The sequence below is a fragment of the Enterobacter cloacae complex sp. IR5422 genome (assembly GCF_049238165.1).
GTDB classification, from domain to species: domain Bacteria; phylum Pseudomonadota; class Gammaproteobacteria; order Enterobacterales; family Enterobacteriaceae; genus Enterobacter; species Enterobacter roggenkampii.
This window is the reverse complement of sequence record NZ_JBMKHT010000008.1, coordinates 108,232-124,318: the sequence shown is the minus strand read 5'-3', so window position 1 is coordinate 124,318 and position 16,087 is coordinate 108,232. Positions and strand designations below refer to the sequence as shown.

The 16,087-nt window shown below is 53.5% G+C and carries 13 protein-coding genes and 1 pseudogene; 9 read left to right on the top strand and 5 right to left on the bottom strand.

What is annotated here, in order from left to right; all coding sequences use genetic code 11:
• Nucleotides 1–128: 128 nt before the first annotated feature.
• The 3 genes and pseudogenes from ACOTXT_RS06515 to ACOTXT_RS06505 form a co-directional block, all read right to left on the bottom strand.
• Nucleotides 129–218: pseudogene (locus ACOTXT_RS06515) on the bottom strand (cytochrome o ubiquinol oxidase subunit II); the annotation flags it as partial.
• Between the two features lie 479 nt (nt 219–697).
• Nucleotides 698–2,173 (bottom strand): muropeptide MFS transporter AmpG, encoded by a 1,476-nt coding sequence (gene ampG, locus ACOTXT_RS06510; RefSeq protein ID WP_333165156.1) that lies wholly within the window; start codon nt 2,171–2,173, stop codon nt 698–700.
• Nucleotides 2,174–2,219: 46 nt separating this feature from the next.
• Nucleotides 2,220–2,798 (bottom strand): lipoprotein, encoded by a 579-nt coding sequence (locus tag ACOTXT_RS06505; RefSeq protein WP_023310568.1) that lies wholly within the window; start codon nt 2,796–2,798, stop codon nt 2,220–2,222.
• Nucleotides 2,799–3,103: 305 nt separating this feature from the next.
• Here ACOTXT_RS06505 and bolA point away from each other — a divergent pair, with 305 nt between their 5' ends.
• The 9 genes from bolA to ACOTXT_RS06460 all read left to right on the top strand — a co-directional run bounded on the left by bolA (nt 3,104) and on the right by ACOTXT_RS06460 (nt 13,466).
• Nucleotides 3,104–3,421: a transcriptional regulator BolA gene (gene bolA / locus ACOTXT_RS06500; RefSeq protein WP_021241655.1), complete on the top strand. Its 318-nt coding sequence runs from the start codon at nt 3,104–3,106 to the stop codon at nt 3,419–3,421.
• Between the two features lie 330 nt (nt 3,422–3,751).
• Nucleotides 3,752–5,050: a trigger factor gene (gene tig, locus ACOTXT_RS06495; RefSeq protein WP_008503318.1), complete on the top strand. Its 1,299-nt coding sequence runs from the start codon at nt 3,752–3,754 to the stop codon at nt 5,048–5,050.
• A 260-nt stretch (nt 5,051–5,310) separates the two neighbouring features.
• Entirely contained in the window at nt 5,311–5,934 is a 624-nt protein-coding gene (gene clpP, locus ACOTXT_RS06490; protein WP_008503317.1) for an ATP-dependent Clp endopeptidase proteolytic subunit ClpP, read from the top strand.
• Between the two features lie 126 nt (nt 5,935–6,060).
• Entirely contained in the window at nt 6,061–7,335 is a 1,275-nt protein-coding gene (clpX, locus tag ACOTXT_RS06485) for an ATP-dependent protease ATP-binding subunit ClpX (RefSeq protein ID WP_008503316.1), read from the top strand.
• A 182-nt stretch (nt 7,336–7,517) separates the two neighbouring features.
• On the top strand, nt 7,518–9,872 hold the full coding sequence (gene lon, locus ACOTXT_RS06480; protein ID WP_008503315.1) for an endopeptidase La: 2,355 nt from the start codon (nt 7,518–7,520) through the stop codon (nt 9,870–9,872).
• 210 nt (nt 9,873–10,082) lie between these two features.
• Complete coding sequence (hupB, locus tag ACOTXT_RS06475) at nt 10,083–10,355, top strand: nucleoid-associated protein HU-beta (RefSeq protein WP_002444653.1); 273 nt, start codon at nt 10,083–10,085, stop codon at nt 10,353–10,355.
• Nucleotides 10,356–10,567: 212 nt separating this feature from the next.
• Nucleotides 10,568–12,439, top strand: coding sequence for a peptidylprolyl isomerase (ppiD, locus tag ACOTXT_RS06470; protein WP_023326792.1), 1,872 nt, complete (start codon nt 10,568–10,570; stop codon nt 12,437–12,439).
• A gap of 148 nt (nt 12,440–12,587) precedes the next feature.
• Nucleotides 12,588–12,968, top strand: a complete 381-nt coding sequence (locus ACOTXT_RS06465; protein ID WP_055321810.1) for a helix-hairpin-helix domain-containing protein — start codon at nt 12,588–12,590, stop codon at nt 12,966–12,968.
• Between the two features lie 99 nt (nt 12,969–13,067).
• A complete protein-coding gene (locus ACOTXT_RS06460) occupies nt 13,068–13,466 on the top strand; it encodes a YbgC/FadM family acyl-CoA thioesterase (protein ID WP_021241651.1) in 399 nt (132 codons plus the stop codon).
• A gap of 61 nt (nt 13,467–13,527) precedes the next feature.
• Here the strand turns inward: ACOTXT_RS06460 and queC are convergent, their stop codons facing one another.
• Nucleotides 13,528–14,223 carry a 7-cyano-7-deazaguanine synthase QueC gene (gene queC / locus ACOTXT_RS06455; RefSeq protein ID WP_008503311.1) on the bottom strand — a complete coding sequence of 232 codons (696 nt, stop codon included), beginning with the start codon at nt 14,221–14,223 and terminating at the stop codon, nt 13,528–13,530.
• Between the two features lie 66 nt (nt 14,224–14,289).
• Nucleotides 14,290–15,990 carry an SgrR family transcriptional regulator gene (locus tag ACOTXT_RS06450; RefSeq protein WP_023326794.1) on the bottom strand — a complete coding sequence of 567 codons (1,701 nt, stop codon included), beginning with the start codon at nt 15,988–15,990 and terminating at the stop codon, nt 14,290–14,292.
• Nucleotides 15,991–16,087 lie beyond the last annotated feature (97 nt).

The following is a 16,087-nucleotide window of genomic DNA, read 5'->3' as shown; positions in this document are numbered from 1 at the left end:
CAGGGCCAAAATCAGCCACGAAGAGACGATTTTGGGCTGAAAATTGGAAAATTGAGCCACAGGACGTCGATAAAGGACGGTTTGGGGCGTCATATCGGGAGCTGCGGACCACTTAATCGCAACTTCCCTAGTAGTGCAGAATCACAGCCACTGAGTAATACAGTGCCTGCGAATAATGACAACCATCCCAAACTTTTATTGTATTTCCTGAGTCTCATTTAACGACCTCAATTCCACGGGAGTCTGGTGGCGTTTAAAGTGTGCGGGCATTTTACGGGAAGGTTACTTTACTGTAAACATCATTAGGCCTGTGTCAGGAAGGTGTTACCGGGTTCTGCCGCACGTGTCACAAGTGTTGCAAATTATGTCGGTTTTTATGACCGAAGCCGCATGAGATGGGCTTTATAACGAAAGGACCCCCAAGCATACCCTAAAAGGGACAATTGGTATAACCATTGTTAAAAATAAACAAAAAATTAACAATTAATTATCAATAAAAAGACATCTAAAAAACGAAAAATCAAACTATCGCATGCTGAATCGTTTAATGAAAAATAGCGTTTTGGAACCAGAGCCAATAATTTCCAAATCCTATCCCGCACAAAACAACAAATATTTTTTTTAGTCGATGGTGGCTATTTCACCGTTATAATTTCGGTTGGTGATTACAACGGGAAATAACCTTTCGCATTTTTCTTCAGGTCAGCTGCGTTTTACGCAACGCCATGAAATCGAGCAGACCGCCCGTCAGGATCCCAACGATGGCCAGCAGGGCTCCGGCGTCCAGCAGAAGGGCCTCAAACGGGAGCGCCAGTGGTGTGCTGGCATTAATAATGAGCACGATAAGCCAGAGTGCCAGCGCAACGCAGCCCATCATTAACAGACGTAACGCAAAACGGTAGGCGCGGTGATATTCCGTTCGTGGTATAAAGTGTTCGGTCCGCTGGGTATATTCCAGCGTCTGGCGACAGACCAGCAACAATAAAATCCCCGGCACGGCAGCCACGACGGAGAAAAGATAAAACGTTGGCCAACCGTGGGCTTCCACAAACCAGCCGGCAATCGGACCTACGTAAACGCGGCCAACGGCAGAGAGCGCCGAGAGCAGCGCGAACTGCGTGGCGGAAAATGATTTGTTGCACAGGGTCATCAGCAGGGCGACAAAGGCTGCTGTCCCCATACCGCCGCAGAGATTTTCGAAGAACACCGCAGCGGCCATGCTGATCATATGTTTGTCAGTAATCGACAGCAGCCAGTAGCCCGCGTTAGAGGCGCCCTGAAGAATGCCGAAGATCAGCAGTGCGCGGAACAGCGTCAGGCGCTGCATCAGCACGCCACCGTAAAGTGCCCCGACAATGGTCGCAAACAGCCCCAGCGTTTTATTCACTACCCCCACTTCACCAGCGTCAAAACCGACACCGCGGATCAGGAAGGTGGTGGTCAGGCTCATGGCAAAGGCGTCGCCAAGCTTATAAAGGACGATCAGCAGCAGGATCAGCCAGGCGTTGTTGCGGCCAAAGAAGTCGCGCAGCGGTTCCGCCACGGCCTGCTCCAGCGAGCGGGGAACCGGAATAACGTCGCTCGGTTCGGGGGCAAAGAGCGTGGCGATAATGCAGGGGATAAGCAGGGCGGCCATCAGCCAGTACATGCCCTGCCAGCCGAGGTAACGGTCGGCCAGCCACAGCGCCAGCCCGCCAGAGACCAGCATCCCGAGGCGATAGCCCAGCACGCTGATGGCCGCACCGGCACCGCGTTCTTCCGCAGGTAACACGTCCGTCTTCCAGGCGTCGAACACGATATCCTGAGAGGCGGAACAGAAGGCAATCACCACCGCAAGCGCGGCCATCCAGCGCAGCTGCGTGGTGGGCTCAAGAAACCCCATCGCCGCGATGGCCAGCAGCAGCAGGACCTGCGTCATCACCAGCCAGCCGCGGCGACGCCCGAGGAACGTCGGCGTATAACGATCCATCACCGGCGACCACAGGAACTTGAAAACATAGGCCTGACCGACAAGCGAGAAGAAACCAATGGTTTTGAGATCGATGTTCTCGACCGTCATCCACGCCTGAAGCGTGCCGGAGGTGAGCGCGAGGGGTAAACCCGAGGCAAAGCCGAGGATCAGCAGAATCGCTGATTTCGGTTGCTGGAAAATGCGTAAGTAATGGCTGGACATGTTCTTATAAGACTGACCCGGTGTTACACCGGGTCAGTGAGCAGGATTAACGTGCGTTCTGCTTGATAAAGTCGTGGATGCTGGTGTCCTGCGCCATATCGGCGATGGTATCGGTCAGCACGCTGTTAACGGCGTTAGCAATGTTCTGGTTGGATGCCTGGAACGCACCTTCAACAGAGTAGCTCGCGCGGTAGTTTTTGGTCATCTTGTTGCCATTCTTCGCGGTGGCAATGATGGCGATATCCGCTTTGGTGGCGATGTTGTAGCGCACGTTGCCCTGTGACACGTCAGCGTACAGGTTGTTGACGATGATCTGCAGATCAACTGCACCGCTTGGGCCGATCATATAGCCGCGAGCGGTCATTTGTTTCTCCAGCACTTCCTGCAGCAGGAAGCGCAGGTCACGGGACGCGGTGAGCGTCACCTGCTGGTTATCGCGGGTCACTTTTGCCAGCGCCTGATCCTGACGCTGATCGGCACCGTTAATGCTCACGGTGACGCCCATCAGGCTTGGGTCCTGCTGAGGCAGGGTGATTTTTGGTGAGACATCAATGGTGGTAGGCGGGGTAGCACAGCCTGCCAGCATAAAAAGGGCTACCAATGGAAAGAAGAGTTTTTTTAACATTTTTAAGTTCTCACGAATCGTAAGCATAATAGAGAGAAAAATTGCCGCCATCATAACATCGCCAACGGTCAGGGGAAGTGGTCAACGCATGTAAATTCATCGTCTTGTCTGAAAACTGACCAGCTCACTCATTTTCTCCTTTCACGGATGATAAAAGGTATGAGCCTCACAGTTAACTTCATTCGTTTGAATGAGAAAATCGGACGAAAGCTAAATATTTGTTGTCAATGTGTAATGGAAACGGTAAAAGCGGCTAATATTTAAAGGGATGGGTGACATCCTGGCGTTGTCGGAGGAGTAATTTCATGATGATACGTGAGCATATAGAAGATAAATTAAGGGCAGCGTTCAACCCTGTGTTCCTCGAAGTCGTCGACGAAAGCTATCGTCATAACGTACCGGCAGGTTCTGAAAGCCACTTTAAAGTGGTTCTGGTTAGCGATCGTTTCACGGGAGAACGTTTCCTGAACCGACATCGCTTGATCTACAGCACCTTGACGGAAGAGCTCTCCACGACCGTGCATGCGCTGGCACTGCATACCTATACCATTAAGGAATGGGAAGGCTTGCAGGATACGGTTTTCGCATCGCCGCCCTGTCGCGGTGCAGGCACTATCGCCTGATAAATCGGATTTGCAACGGCTGGAGCTTTTCCAGTATGTTGCTTACAGATTTCCTCAAAACGGCCTTCGGGCCGTTTTGTTTTGTCTGAGTTTTGAGCGGATGGTGCGATTTTAAGGCTAAAAATAGCCTTAAAGTGTGAAAAAAGCCGCAGCAACATGCCCCAACCGTTCTCGACTCACCTAAGTGATGCCGCTATAATGCCGCGTCTTATTGAATGTCTTCGGGATGATTCTGGCGACAGGGAATGTGAATCTGCACTAAGAGAGCATCCCGGTATAACAGACAGATTCAGAGTTGACCGAGCACTGTGATTTTTTTGAGGTAACAAGATGCAAGTTTCAGTTGAAACCACTCAAGGCCTTGGCCGCCGTGTAACGATTACTATCGCTGCTGACAGCATCGAAACTGCTGTGAAAAGCGAGCTGGTCAACGTAGCAAAAAAAGTACGTATTGACGGCTTCCGTAAGGGCAAAGTACCAATGAATGTTGTTGCTCAGCGTTATGGCGCTTCCGTGCGTCAGGATGTGCTGGGTGAACTGATGAGCCGCAACTTTATCGATGCGATCATCAAAGAAAAAATCAATCCGGCCGGTGCGCCAAACTACGTTCCAGGCGAATACAAACTGGGCGAAGACTTCACCTACTCCGTAGAGTTTGAAGTGTATCCGGAAGTTGAGCTGAAAGGTCTGGAATCTATCGAAGTTGAAAAACCGATTGTCTCCGTGACTGACGAAGACGTTGACGGCATGCTGGACACCCTGCGTAAGCAGCAGGCGAACTGGAAAGAGAAAGAAGGCGCTGTTGACGCGGAAGACCGCGTAACCATCGACTTCACCGGTTCTGTAGACGGCGAAGAGTTCGAAGGCGGCAAAGCGTCTGACTTCGTACTGGCAATGGGCCAGGGTCGTATGATCCCAGGCTTCGAAGACGGTATCAAAGGCCACAAGGCTGGCGAAGAGTTCACCATCGACGTGACCTTCCCGGAAGAGTACCACGCTGAAAACCTGAAAGGTAAAGCAGCGAAGTTCGTCATCAACCTGAAGAAAGTGGAAGAGCGCGAACTGCCAGAACTGACTGAAGAGTTCATCAAACGTTTCGGCGTGGAAGACGGTTCTGTTGCTGGCCTGCGTACCGAAGTGCGTAAAAACATGGAGCGCGAGCTGAACGGTGCTGTGCGTAACCGCGTGAAGTCTCAGGCGATCGAAGGTCTGGTGAAAGCCAACGAAATCGACGTTCCTGCTGCCCTGATCGACAGCGAAATCGACGTTCTGCGCCGTCAGGCTGCACAGCGTTTCGGTGGCAACCAGCAGCAAGCGATGGAACTGCCACGCGAGCTGTTCGAAGAGCAGGCAAAACGCCGCGTTGTGGTTGGCCTGCTGCTGGGCGAAGTGATTCGTACCCACGAGCTGAAAGCTGACGAAGAGCGTGTGAAAGGCCTGATCGAAGAGATGGCTTCTGCATACGAAGATCCATCAGAAGTGATCGAGTTCTACGGTAAGAACAAAGAGCTGATGGACAACATGCGCAACGTTGCCCTGGAAGAGCAGGCTGTTGAAGCGGTACTGGCGAAAGCGAAAGTGACCGAAAAAGCGACCTCTTTCAACGAACTGATGAACCAGCAGGCGTAATTTCGCCCCAACGGTTTAAAGTTTGAACAGAAAACCCGTTGCCTTGCGGCAGCGGGTTTTTTTTATCACAGCCAGAGCCCAGGAAGAGTGCTAAAACGCCCTTTCGGTGTTAGCGTAACAACAAAAGGTTGTTATGCTTGAAATAGGGCACTGTGAACCCCATAAGTACGTAATCATGATGAATGAGACTGGCTGATAATCCGTCCGTAAGGTTACAATCAGTACAGCAGGTGTTTTCAATTTTGATCCAGGAGACGGAAATGTCATACAGTGGCGAACGAGATAACTTTGCACCCCATATGGCTCTGGTGCCAATGGTTATTGAACAGACCTCACGTGGTGAGCGTTCTTTTGATATCTATTCCCGTCTGCTCAAGGAACGCGTTATCTTTCTGACCGGCCAGGTGGAAGACCACATGGCTAACCTGATCGTGGCGCAGATGCTGTTTCTGGAAGCGGAAAACCCGGAAAAAGACATTTACCTGTACATTAATTCCCCGGGTGGCGTGATTACCGCAGGGATGTCCATTTATGACACCATGCAATTCATCAAACCGGATGTCAGCACGATCTGTATGGGTCAGGCCGCATCTATGGGCGCGTTCCTGTTAACTGCAGGGGCGAAGGGTAAGCGATTCTGCTTGCCGAATTCCCGCGTGATGATTCACCAGCCGCTGGGCGGTTACCAGGGGCAGGCGACGGATATCGAAATCCACGCCCGCGAAATCCTGAAAGTAAAAGCGCGCATGAATGAACTTATGGCGCAGCATACGGGTCAACCTCTCGAGCAGATCGAGCGCGATACCGAGCGCGATCGCTTCCTCTCTGCTTCAGAGGCAGTTGAGTACGGCTTAGTCGACTCCGTGTTGACCCATCGTAATTGATGCCCGCGACGCGAGTGTGCCGCTATACTAAGGTAGGGCGGCACGCTGCTTGATGCAGCTTGCGTCTTAGAATGGCATTTGCGTCGTCATGTGCGGCACAAAGAACTTAAAAAGAGGTTTGGACTCATGACAGATAAACGCAAAGATGGTTCGGGCAAACTGCTGTACTGCTCTTTTTGCGGCAAAAGCCAGCATGAAGTGCGTAAACTGATTGCCGGGCCGTCCGTGTATATCTGCGACGAATGCGTCGATTTATGTAACGACATCATTCGCGAAGAGATTAAAGAAGTCGCACCGCACCGTGAGCGCAGCGCGCTGCCAACGCCGCATGAAATTCGTCATCACCTTGACGACTACGTCATCGGCCAGGAGCAGGCCAAGAAAGTGCTGGCGGTAGCGGTCTATAACCACTACAAACGCCTGCGTAACGGCGATACCAGCAATGGCGTGGAACTGGGTAAAAGTAACATTCTGCTCATCGGCCCAACCGGTTCCGGTAAAACGCTGCTGGCTGAAACCCTGGCGCGTCTGCTTGATGTTCCGTTCACCATGGCGGATGCCACCACCCTGACCGAAGCCGGTTACGTGGGTGAGGACGTCGAAAACATCATCCAGAAACTGCTGCAGAAGTGCGATTACGACGTACAGAAAGCCCAGCGCGGGATTGTTTACATCGATGAGATCGACAAGATCTCCCGTAAATCCGACAACCCGTCCATCACTCGTGACGTATCGGGTGAAGGCGTACAGCAGGCACTGCTGAAGCTGATCGAAGGTACGGTTGCCGCCGTTCCGCCACAGGGTGGTCGTAAACATCCGCAGCAGGAGTTCCTGCAGGTTGATACCTCCAAGATCCTGTTCATCTGTGGCGGTGCCTTTGCTGGTCTGGATAAAGTCATCTCCCACCGTGTTGAAACCGGCTCCGGCATTGGTTTTGGCGCAACGGTGAAATCCACATCCGAAAAACCGAACGAAGGCGAGCTCCTGGCACAGGTTGAACCAGAAGATCTGATCAAATTCGGTCTGATCCCTGAATTCATCGGTCGTCTGCCGGTTGTGGCTACGCTGAATGAGCTGAGTGAAGAGGCGCTGATCCAGATCCTGAAAGAGCCGAAAAATGCGCTGACCAAGCAGTATCAGGCGCTGTTCAATCTGGAAGGGGTTGATCTGGAATTCCGCGACGAAGCGCTGGATGCGATTGCCAAAAAAGCAATGAGCCGCAAAACCGGCGCGCGTGGCCTGCGTTCTATCGTTGAAGCGGCACTGCTCGACACCATGTACGATCTGCCGTCGATGGAAGACGTTGAGAAAGTGGTGATTGACGAGTCGGTCATCAGCGGTCAAACCAAACCGCTGCTGATTTACGGCAAACCGGAAGCCCAGCAGGCATCTGGCGAATAATTCACCAAATCATACAAGCAGTTAATCAAAAAGGGGGGATTTTATCTCCCCTTTACTTTTTCCGTATTCATAGCGTTGAATGTGTGGGAAACATCCCCATATACTGGATACATGTTAATGGTTATGTGAAGCACAGTGACATGACCAGCTTACCTGGCGGACACTAACTAAGAGAGAGCTCTATGAATCCTGAGCGTTCTGAACGCATTGAAATCCCCGTATTGCCGTTGCGCGATGTGGTGGTTTATCCGCACATGGTCATACCCTTATTTGTAGGGCGGGAAAAATCTATCCGTTGCCTCGAAGCCGCTATGGATCATGATAAAAAAATCATGCTGGTGGCGCAGAAAGAAGCATCAACGGATGAGCCGGGTGTAAACGATCTTTTCACCGTCGGGACCGTGGCCTCTATTTTGCAGATGCTGAAGCTGCCTGACGGCACCGTGAAGGTGCTGGTAGAAGGCCTGCAGCGTGCGCGTATTACCACTCTGTCAGACGACGGCGAACACTTCTCTGCGAAGGCAGAGTACCTTGATTCGCCTGAACTTGATGAGCGCGAACAGGAAGTGCTGGTTCGCACCGCGATTAGCCAGTTTGAAGGCTATATCAAGCTGAACAAGAAAATCCCACCAGAAGTGCTGACGTCGCTGAACAGCATCGACGATCCTGCACGTCTGGCGGACACCATCGCTGCACACATGCCGCTGAAACTGGCTGACAAACAGTCCGTGCTGGAAATGTCCGACGTTAACGAACGTCTGGAATACCTGATGGCGATGATGGAGTCTGAAATCGATCTGCTGCAGGTTGAGAAGCGCATTCGCAACCGCGTCAAAAAGCAGATGGAGAAATCTCAGCGTGAGTACTATCTGAATGAGCAAATGAAGGCCATTCAGAAAGAGCTGGGCGAGATGGACGACGCGCCGGACGAAAACGAAGCGCTGAAGCGCAAGATCGACGCGGCGAAGATGCCGAAAGAGGCGAAAGAGAAAGCGGAAGCAGAACTGCAGAAGCTGAAAATGATGTCTCCGATGTCGGCTGAAGCGACCGTGGTTCGCGGCTACATTGAGTGGATGGTACAGGTTCCTTGGAACGCCCGCAGCAAGGTCAAAAAAGACCTGCGTCAGGCACAGGAGATCCTGGATACCGACCACTACGGCCTGGAACGTGTGAAAGACCGCATTCTTGAGTACCTTGCGGTACAGAGTCGTGTGAATAAAATTAAAGGCCCGATTCTGTGCCTGGTAGGACCGCCGGGGGTGGGTAAAACCTCTCTGGGCCAGTCCATCGCTAAAGCGACCGGACGTAAGTATATCCGTATGGCGCTGGGCGGCGTACGCGATGAAGCGGAAATCCGCGGTCACCGCCGTACCTACATCGGTTCTATGCCGGGTAAACTGATCCAGAAGATGGCGAAAGTGGGCGTTAAAAACCCGCTGTTCCTGCTCGATGAGATCGACAAAATGTCGTCGGACATGCGTGGTGACCCTGCGTCTGCGCTGCTGGAAGTGCTTGATCCAGAACAGAACGTGGCGTTCAGCGATCACTACCTGGAAGTGGACTACGACCTGAGCGACGTGATGTTCGTGGCGACGTCGAACTCCATGAACATTCCGGCGCCGCTGCTGGACCGTATGGAAGTGATCCGTCTCTCCGGCTATACCGAAGACGAGAAGCTGAACATCGCGAAACAGCACCTGCTGCCGAAACAGATTGAGCGTAACGCGCTGAAAGCCAACGAGCTGACCGTCGAGGACAGCGCGATTATTGGCATCATCCGCTACTACACCCGTGAAGCGGGCGTGCGTAGCCTTGAGCGTGAAATCTCTAAACTGTGCCGTAAGGCGGTGAAACAGCTGTTGCTGGATAAGAGCCTGAAACACATCACGATTAATGGTGATAACCTGCATGCCTATCTCGGCGTTCAACGCTTCGACTATGGTCGCGCGGATAACGAAAACCGCGTTGGCCAGGTCACCGGTCTGGCATGGACGGAAGTGGGCGGCGATCTGCTGACCATCGAAACCGCCTGTGTACCGGGTAAAGGCAAGCTGACCTATACCGGCTCGCTGGGTGAAGTGATGCAGGAGTCCATTCAGGCGGCGCTGACCGTGGTGCGCGCGCGCGCGGAGAAACTGGGTATCAACCCGGATTTCTACGAAAAACGCGACATCCACGTACACGTACCTGAAGGGGCGACGCCGAAAGATGGTCCAAGCGCGGGTATTGCCATGTGTACCGCTCTGGTTTCTTGCCTGACAGGTAACCCGGTGCGTGCTGATGTGGCAATGACCGGTGAAATCACCCTGCGCGGTCAGGTTCTGCCAATCGGTGGCTTAAAAGAAAAACTGCTGGCGGCGCATCGTGGTGGGATCAAAACCGTATTGATCCCTTACGAAAACAAACGCGATCTGGAAGAGATTCCGGACAACGTGATTGCCGACCTGCAGATCCATCCTGTTAAGCGAATTGAGGAAGTACTTAGTCTCGCATTGCAGAATGAACCGTCCGGAATGCAGGTTGTAACCGCAAAATAGTGACCTCGCGCAAAGAGCGTCAATAAAAACAAGGCTGGTAAGTCATTTCGCACTTGCCAGCCTTTTTTTGTATAGCTAATTTAGATTGCTGATTAGGTCAGCCATCAACAACGGGTGTTGTAAGGTCATGGCAGGCCTGATATAACTGCTGCGCGGTCGCGTTGTGAAGGATTCAGGCGCGATATAAATTATAAAGAGAGGAAGAGAACAGTGAATAAATCTCAACTGATTGACAAAATTGCTGCTGGTGCTGATATTTCTAAAGCTGCAGCTGGACGTGCGTTAGATGCATTAATTGCTTCTGTTACTGAATCTCTGCAGGCTGGGGACGACGTTGCACTGGTAGGCTTCGGTACTTTTGCTGTTAAAGAGCGTGCTGCCCGTACTGGCCGCAACCCTCAGACCGGTAAAGAGATCACCATTGCTGCCGCTAAAGTGCCGGGTTTCCGTGCAGGTAAAGCGCTGAAAGACGCAGTAAACTGATTGCTTTCCCGTTTCAGGGAAGCCGGATAGTACAAGGGCGCATCGTTTGATGTGCCTTTTTTGTTTGTCCAGACCTGATTTGTGCGAGTTTATGCGAGTTGTGGGCTGACAATCGCCCCGTTTTCTTGTCACAATACGACTTTACGCGCGACGGGCAGGATTTTCCGTCAGCGTCAGGTAACCAGTCACCTACAGCGGAGTGTTGTTACACCATGATGGACAGCTTACGCACGGCTGCTAACAGTCTCGTGCTCAAGATTATTTTCGGTATCATTATCGTGTCGTTCATATTGACCGGCGTGAGCAGTTACCTTATTGGCGGTGGCGCGAACTATGCCGCAAAAGTGAATGGCCAGGAGATCAGCCGCGGCCAATTCGAGAATGCTTTTGCCGGTGAACGTAACCGTATGCAGCAACAGCTGGGCGACCAATTCTCTGAACTGGCAGCAAACGAAGGGTATATGAAGACCCTGCGTCAGCAGACGCTGAACCGTCTTATCGACGAAGCGCTGCTGGATCAGTATGCCAAAAAACTCGGCCTTGGCATTAGCGATGAGCAGGTGAAAAAAGCCATCTTCTCTACGCAAGCCTTCCAGTCTAACGGTAAATTCGACAACGCGCGTTACAACAGCATCGTCAACCAGATGGGGATGACGGCCGATCAGTACGCGCAGGCGCTGCGTAACCAACTGACCACCCAGCAGCTCATCAATGCCGTTGTTGGCACCGATTTCATGCTTAAAGGCGAAACGGATGAACTGGCTGCGCTGGTGGCGCAGCAGCGCGTTGTACGTGAAGCGACCATTGATGTTAACGCCCTGGCGGCGAAACAGCAGGTGAGCGACGCTGACATTAACGCCTGGTACGAGCAGAACAAGAATACCTTTGTTTCTCCAGAACAGTTCCGCGTGAGCTACATCAAGCTGGATGCGGCTGCGCTGCAGGAAAGCGCGTCTGACGCGGAAATCCAGTCTTACTACGACCAACATCAGGATCAGTTCACACAGCCGCAGCGTAACCGCTACAGCGTGATTCAGACCAAAACCGAGGCGGATGCCAAAGCGGTACTGGATGAGCTGAACAAAGGCGCTGATTTTGCGACCGTCGCGAAAGCGAAATCCACCGACATTATCTCTGCGAAAAACGGTGGCGATATGGGCTGGCTGGAAGACGCGACCACGCCGGACGAGCTGAAAAATGCCGGTCTGAAAGAGAAAGGCCAACTGTCTGGCGTCATTAAATCCTCCGTAGGTTTCCTGGTCGTGCGTCTGGACGACATCACCGCGGCGAAAACCAAGCCGCTGGCTGAGGTTCGTGACGATATCGCGGCAAAAGTGAAGCAGGAAAAAGCGCTGGATGCCTACTATGCGCTGCAGCAGAAAGTGAGTGATGCTGCCAGCAACGACAACGAATCTCTGGCGGGTGCCGAGCAGGCGGCTGGGGTGAAAGCGGTTGAGACGGGCTGGTTTGGTCGTGACAACCTGCCGGAAGAGCTGAACTTCAAACCGGTTTCTGATGCCATCTTCAACGGTGGTCTGGTTGGTGAGAACGGCACGCCGGGCAGTAACTCAGACATCATTACCGTCGATGGCGATCGTGCGTTTGTGTTGCGCGTCAGCGAGCACAAGCCAGAAGCGGTCAAACCGCTGGCGGAAGTGAAGGATCAGGTCGTCGCTCAGGTTAAGCACAACAAAGCGGAACAGCAGGCGAAACTGGATGCTGAGAAGATTCTGGCCGATCTGAAAGCGGGTAAACAGGACGCGCTGAAAGCGGCTGGCCTGAGCTTCGGTGAAGCGAAAACGCTGAGCCGTACTGGTCAGGACCCTATCAGCCAGGCCGCGTTTGGCCTGACTCTGCCGGCGAAAGACAAGCCAAGCTTCGGCACCACTACCGATATGCAGGGTAACGTCGTTCTGCTGGCGCTGGATGAAGTGAAAGCCGGCACTCTGCCAGACGCGCAGAAGAAGGCGATGGTCCAGGGGATTACCCAGAACAATGCCCAGATTGCCTTCGAAGCCATGATGAGCAACCTGCGTAAAGAGGCCAAAATTAAGCTGGGCGATATCATTACTCAGCAGCAATAATTACGTATCTGCTCGCAGATTTTCGCAACGCTCTGCAATAACTAAAGGCCGCTTTCGCGGCCTTTTCCATTTCTGCACTCTGCTGTTTGTGCCTCTTTTATCGGGCGGCTATCGTGACGTGGCTGTCTACAAACAAGGAGATAACAGCATGAAATGTGGAATCAAAGCACTGTTTATTACGCTGGCTATTGCCACCACCGGGCTGAACGCGGGCGCACTGGCGGCGACACCTGCCGCTAAACCACAGGCGGTACAGAGTAAAAACGACACCGCAGCGCCGGGGCAGGGGCAAACCAAAGCGGCTGACGTTGGTAAAAACGTGGATGATGACGGTACGCGAGTCAGCATCAATTCGGCCTCTGCGGAAGAGCTGGCCCGCGTGATGAATGGCGTCGGGCTGAAAAAAGCGCAGGCCATCGTAAGCTATCGTGAAGAGTATGGTCCTTTCAAAACGGTCGACGATCTCAAGCAGGTTCCCGGCATGGGGAGCGCGCTGGTTGAGCGCAACCTCGCACACCTGACGTTGTAATCTCACAATTACTTGCACAGCGGCAAAATTTTGCCAGGATAAAGAGGTCATACCAGTTATGACCTCTCATCCTACAATAACAGTAAAGGCTATTGCGCTATGCAGACAAAAATAAAAGTACGCGGTTTTCACCTCGACGTTTACCAGCATGTGAACAATGCCCGCTACCTGGAGTTTCTTGAGGAAGCGCGCTGGGACGGGCTGGAAAACAGCGAAAGCTTTCAGTGGATGACCGCGCACAACATCGCGTTCGTGGTCGTCAATATCAATATCAACTACCGTCGCCCTGCCGTGTTGGGCGATGTGCTCACGGTGACCAGCCAGGTGCAGCAGATCAATGGCAAAAGCGGCGTGTTAAGCCAGGTGGTTACGCTCGATCCCGAAGGGCAGGTGGTGGCTGATGCGTTGATCACCTTTGTCTGTATCGATCTGAAAACGCAGAAAGCGCTGCCGCTGGAAGGGGAATTGCGCGAAAAGCTGGAACTGATGATCGTGTAACCCAGGTTCAGGCTTACCCGTGCTGTCGAAACCTGTTATGCGACAGCACGGTCAGGTCGCCCTATTTAAGCCCGGTTTTTTTCTGCATTGCGGCCATCACGCCGGCTTTATCGGCAAGATAGTGGTTCAGCCCGTTAGCGCGCAGATTACAGGCGGCGCACTGGCCGCAACCGTCGCCTTTAATGCCGTTGTAGCAGGTGAGGGTTTCGCTGCGAACCAGGTCCAGCTTGCCCCAGTAGTCGGCCAGCGCCCAGGTTTCGGCTTTATCCAGCCACATCAGCGGGGTTTCAAAGCGCGTCTCTTTCGCCATCCCCAGATTGACGGCGTGATTTAACGCCTTCACGAACTCATCACGACAGTCCGGGTAGCCGGAGAAGTCTGTTTCACACACGCCCGTGATCACGGCTTCGGCTTTTACCTGGTAGGCATAAATTGCCGTCAGGGTGAGGAACAGAATATTGCGGCCCGGCACGAAGGTATTCGGAATGCCGCTGGCATCGGGTTCGTAGTCCGGGACGGGAATACTGTCCCGGGTGAGGCTACTCACGGCCAGTTCATTTAACAGCGTAACGTCCAGCACCTTGTGCGCGCGTGCGCCCAGTTTCAGGGCCAGTTCACGGGCAACGTCGATCTCAGCGCGATGGCGCTGACCATAATCGAAAGTGACACAGTGAACTTCATCGTACTGATGAAGAGCCTGGACCAGGCAGGTAGTAGAGTCTTGTCCTCCGCTGAACACGACGACGGCACGTTTCATAAATCATCTCGACTGTTACGGTAAAAACGTTATGTTACCGTCTGCCTGTGGCGGCGACCAGCTTCTTCACGATTTGGGGGCGGGCAGCCAGGCTTCGGTAAAATCAAACCAGCCGCGGGTGTTGAGGCGAATCCCATTCACGCCCGGCGGCGCGCTGATCTGATACTGATAATTAAAGAGCGGCGTCAGCACTGCATTTTCCATTAATCGGCTAAAAATGGCCTTCAGGCCCGCGTGCCGATCCCGAGCTTCGGCCTGAGTCTGTACCGCATCCAGCGTGGCTTGCAAATGGGCGTACGCCGGTGCGCTTAACACGTGTGGCCAAAGCGTATCGCAGCGCAGCCACTGCTCAAGCGTATACGCTGGCGCTTCGCCAATCAGCCTGTCGCCCATCATGATGTCTGCTTCGGCAAGCTGCTGGCATCCGTCCCACGTCTTGGCGTCATGAAAGATGACGGTCAGCTCACACCCCTGTAGCGCCAGGTACGTCTTCAACTGGCTGGCCATGGTGTGAAGCTCAACGGGAAGATGGTAAACCAGCGTCAGTGCTTCAGGCAGGGCAACATCGGTTAAATCAGTCCAGTCGGGGATTGTCCAGCCGGGAAGCAGTTCCCCGGTGGGGGTGATGAGCCCTTCGTTTAGCGGAAGCGTGTGGAGAAGCCTGGAGTGATGAATGATATTAATCAGCCGCTTTGCCTGGTTCTCACTCAGGCGTGCGCTCTGTTTTAGCGTGAGGTAACAGAACCCCAGGCTGGTGCTGCTGCTTACCAGCCGCAGACTTTCCAGCTCGTCGGCCTCACCAATCGCGATTTGCACCGGGTGACGGCAGCTGGTACCCAACCTGTGATCAAAAAGCTGGGGTGTGATCCAGTATTCGATGGCTTTGAGCAGCGGATGGCTCAGGTGGTACTGCTCATGGCTTTCCAGACGAACCAGGTCGGGTTCAAAGGCGACCAGCCGAAAGGGGCCGCTGCCAATCGTCGAATGGTCGGGATGCGCCAGACGGCTACAGTAGGTTGCCAGCCTGTGCGGCAGCCAGTAGTCCGGATGATGCAGCGTAAACGTCAGGCACTGCGGATGCGTTGTTTCGATACAGAGGACGCTCTGAAACAGGGTGCGCAGGGCGGGAAGCGTCAACAGCGCGGTCAGGCTCCGCTGGAGATGCGCCGTTTCAATTTTATCGCCGTTATGCCAGTGCAGCGTGGAGCGAATGTAGAAATGCCAGCGCAGCCCATCATCCGACACATCCCAGTGATGCGCCAGATCGCCCGTCGGCTCACTGCTGTTGCCGTGAAATCGCGTCAAACCTGAGAAGACTTGCCCTGCCAGATGCTGCTCTGCCCGACCCGGTAAAAAGCCCGGCTGAAGCGGCTCCAGTGAGCGGTAGTAGGGGATGCGCAGCGTCGGCGTGTCGTTTTGCCACTGCCCACCCAAAAACGGGTGCAGCAGCGCACGCAAATCTTCGGGAGCAAGCTGCGCCAGCTCGAGGGCGTTATGCTGCTGCCCGCTTTTTAGCGCTTCTTCCATCATCGTATTGCGCAGTGATTCCGGAGTGACGTGAAACGTCAGCGCACCGCGCCTTCCACGCCCGGACTGCGCGCGCCAGGTCAGCCAGCCCGCCTCCTGGGCCTGACGCAGCAGAGTACGGACATGTCGCTCGCTACAAAAGCAGCGGCTGGCAAGTTCATTTACGGTTACCTGCTGCGGCGCGCCAGCGGAAGGTTGCCACAGGCGTTGATACTGGTTAAGACGGTTAAGCTGGCGCATAAGAAACCCGGAACAATAATTTTCATCTATTCACTATTACTTCCGTATATCTCACACGATACTGATGCACAAGTTAACCGCATCACATTTCGGGAGT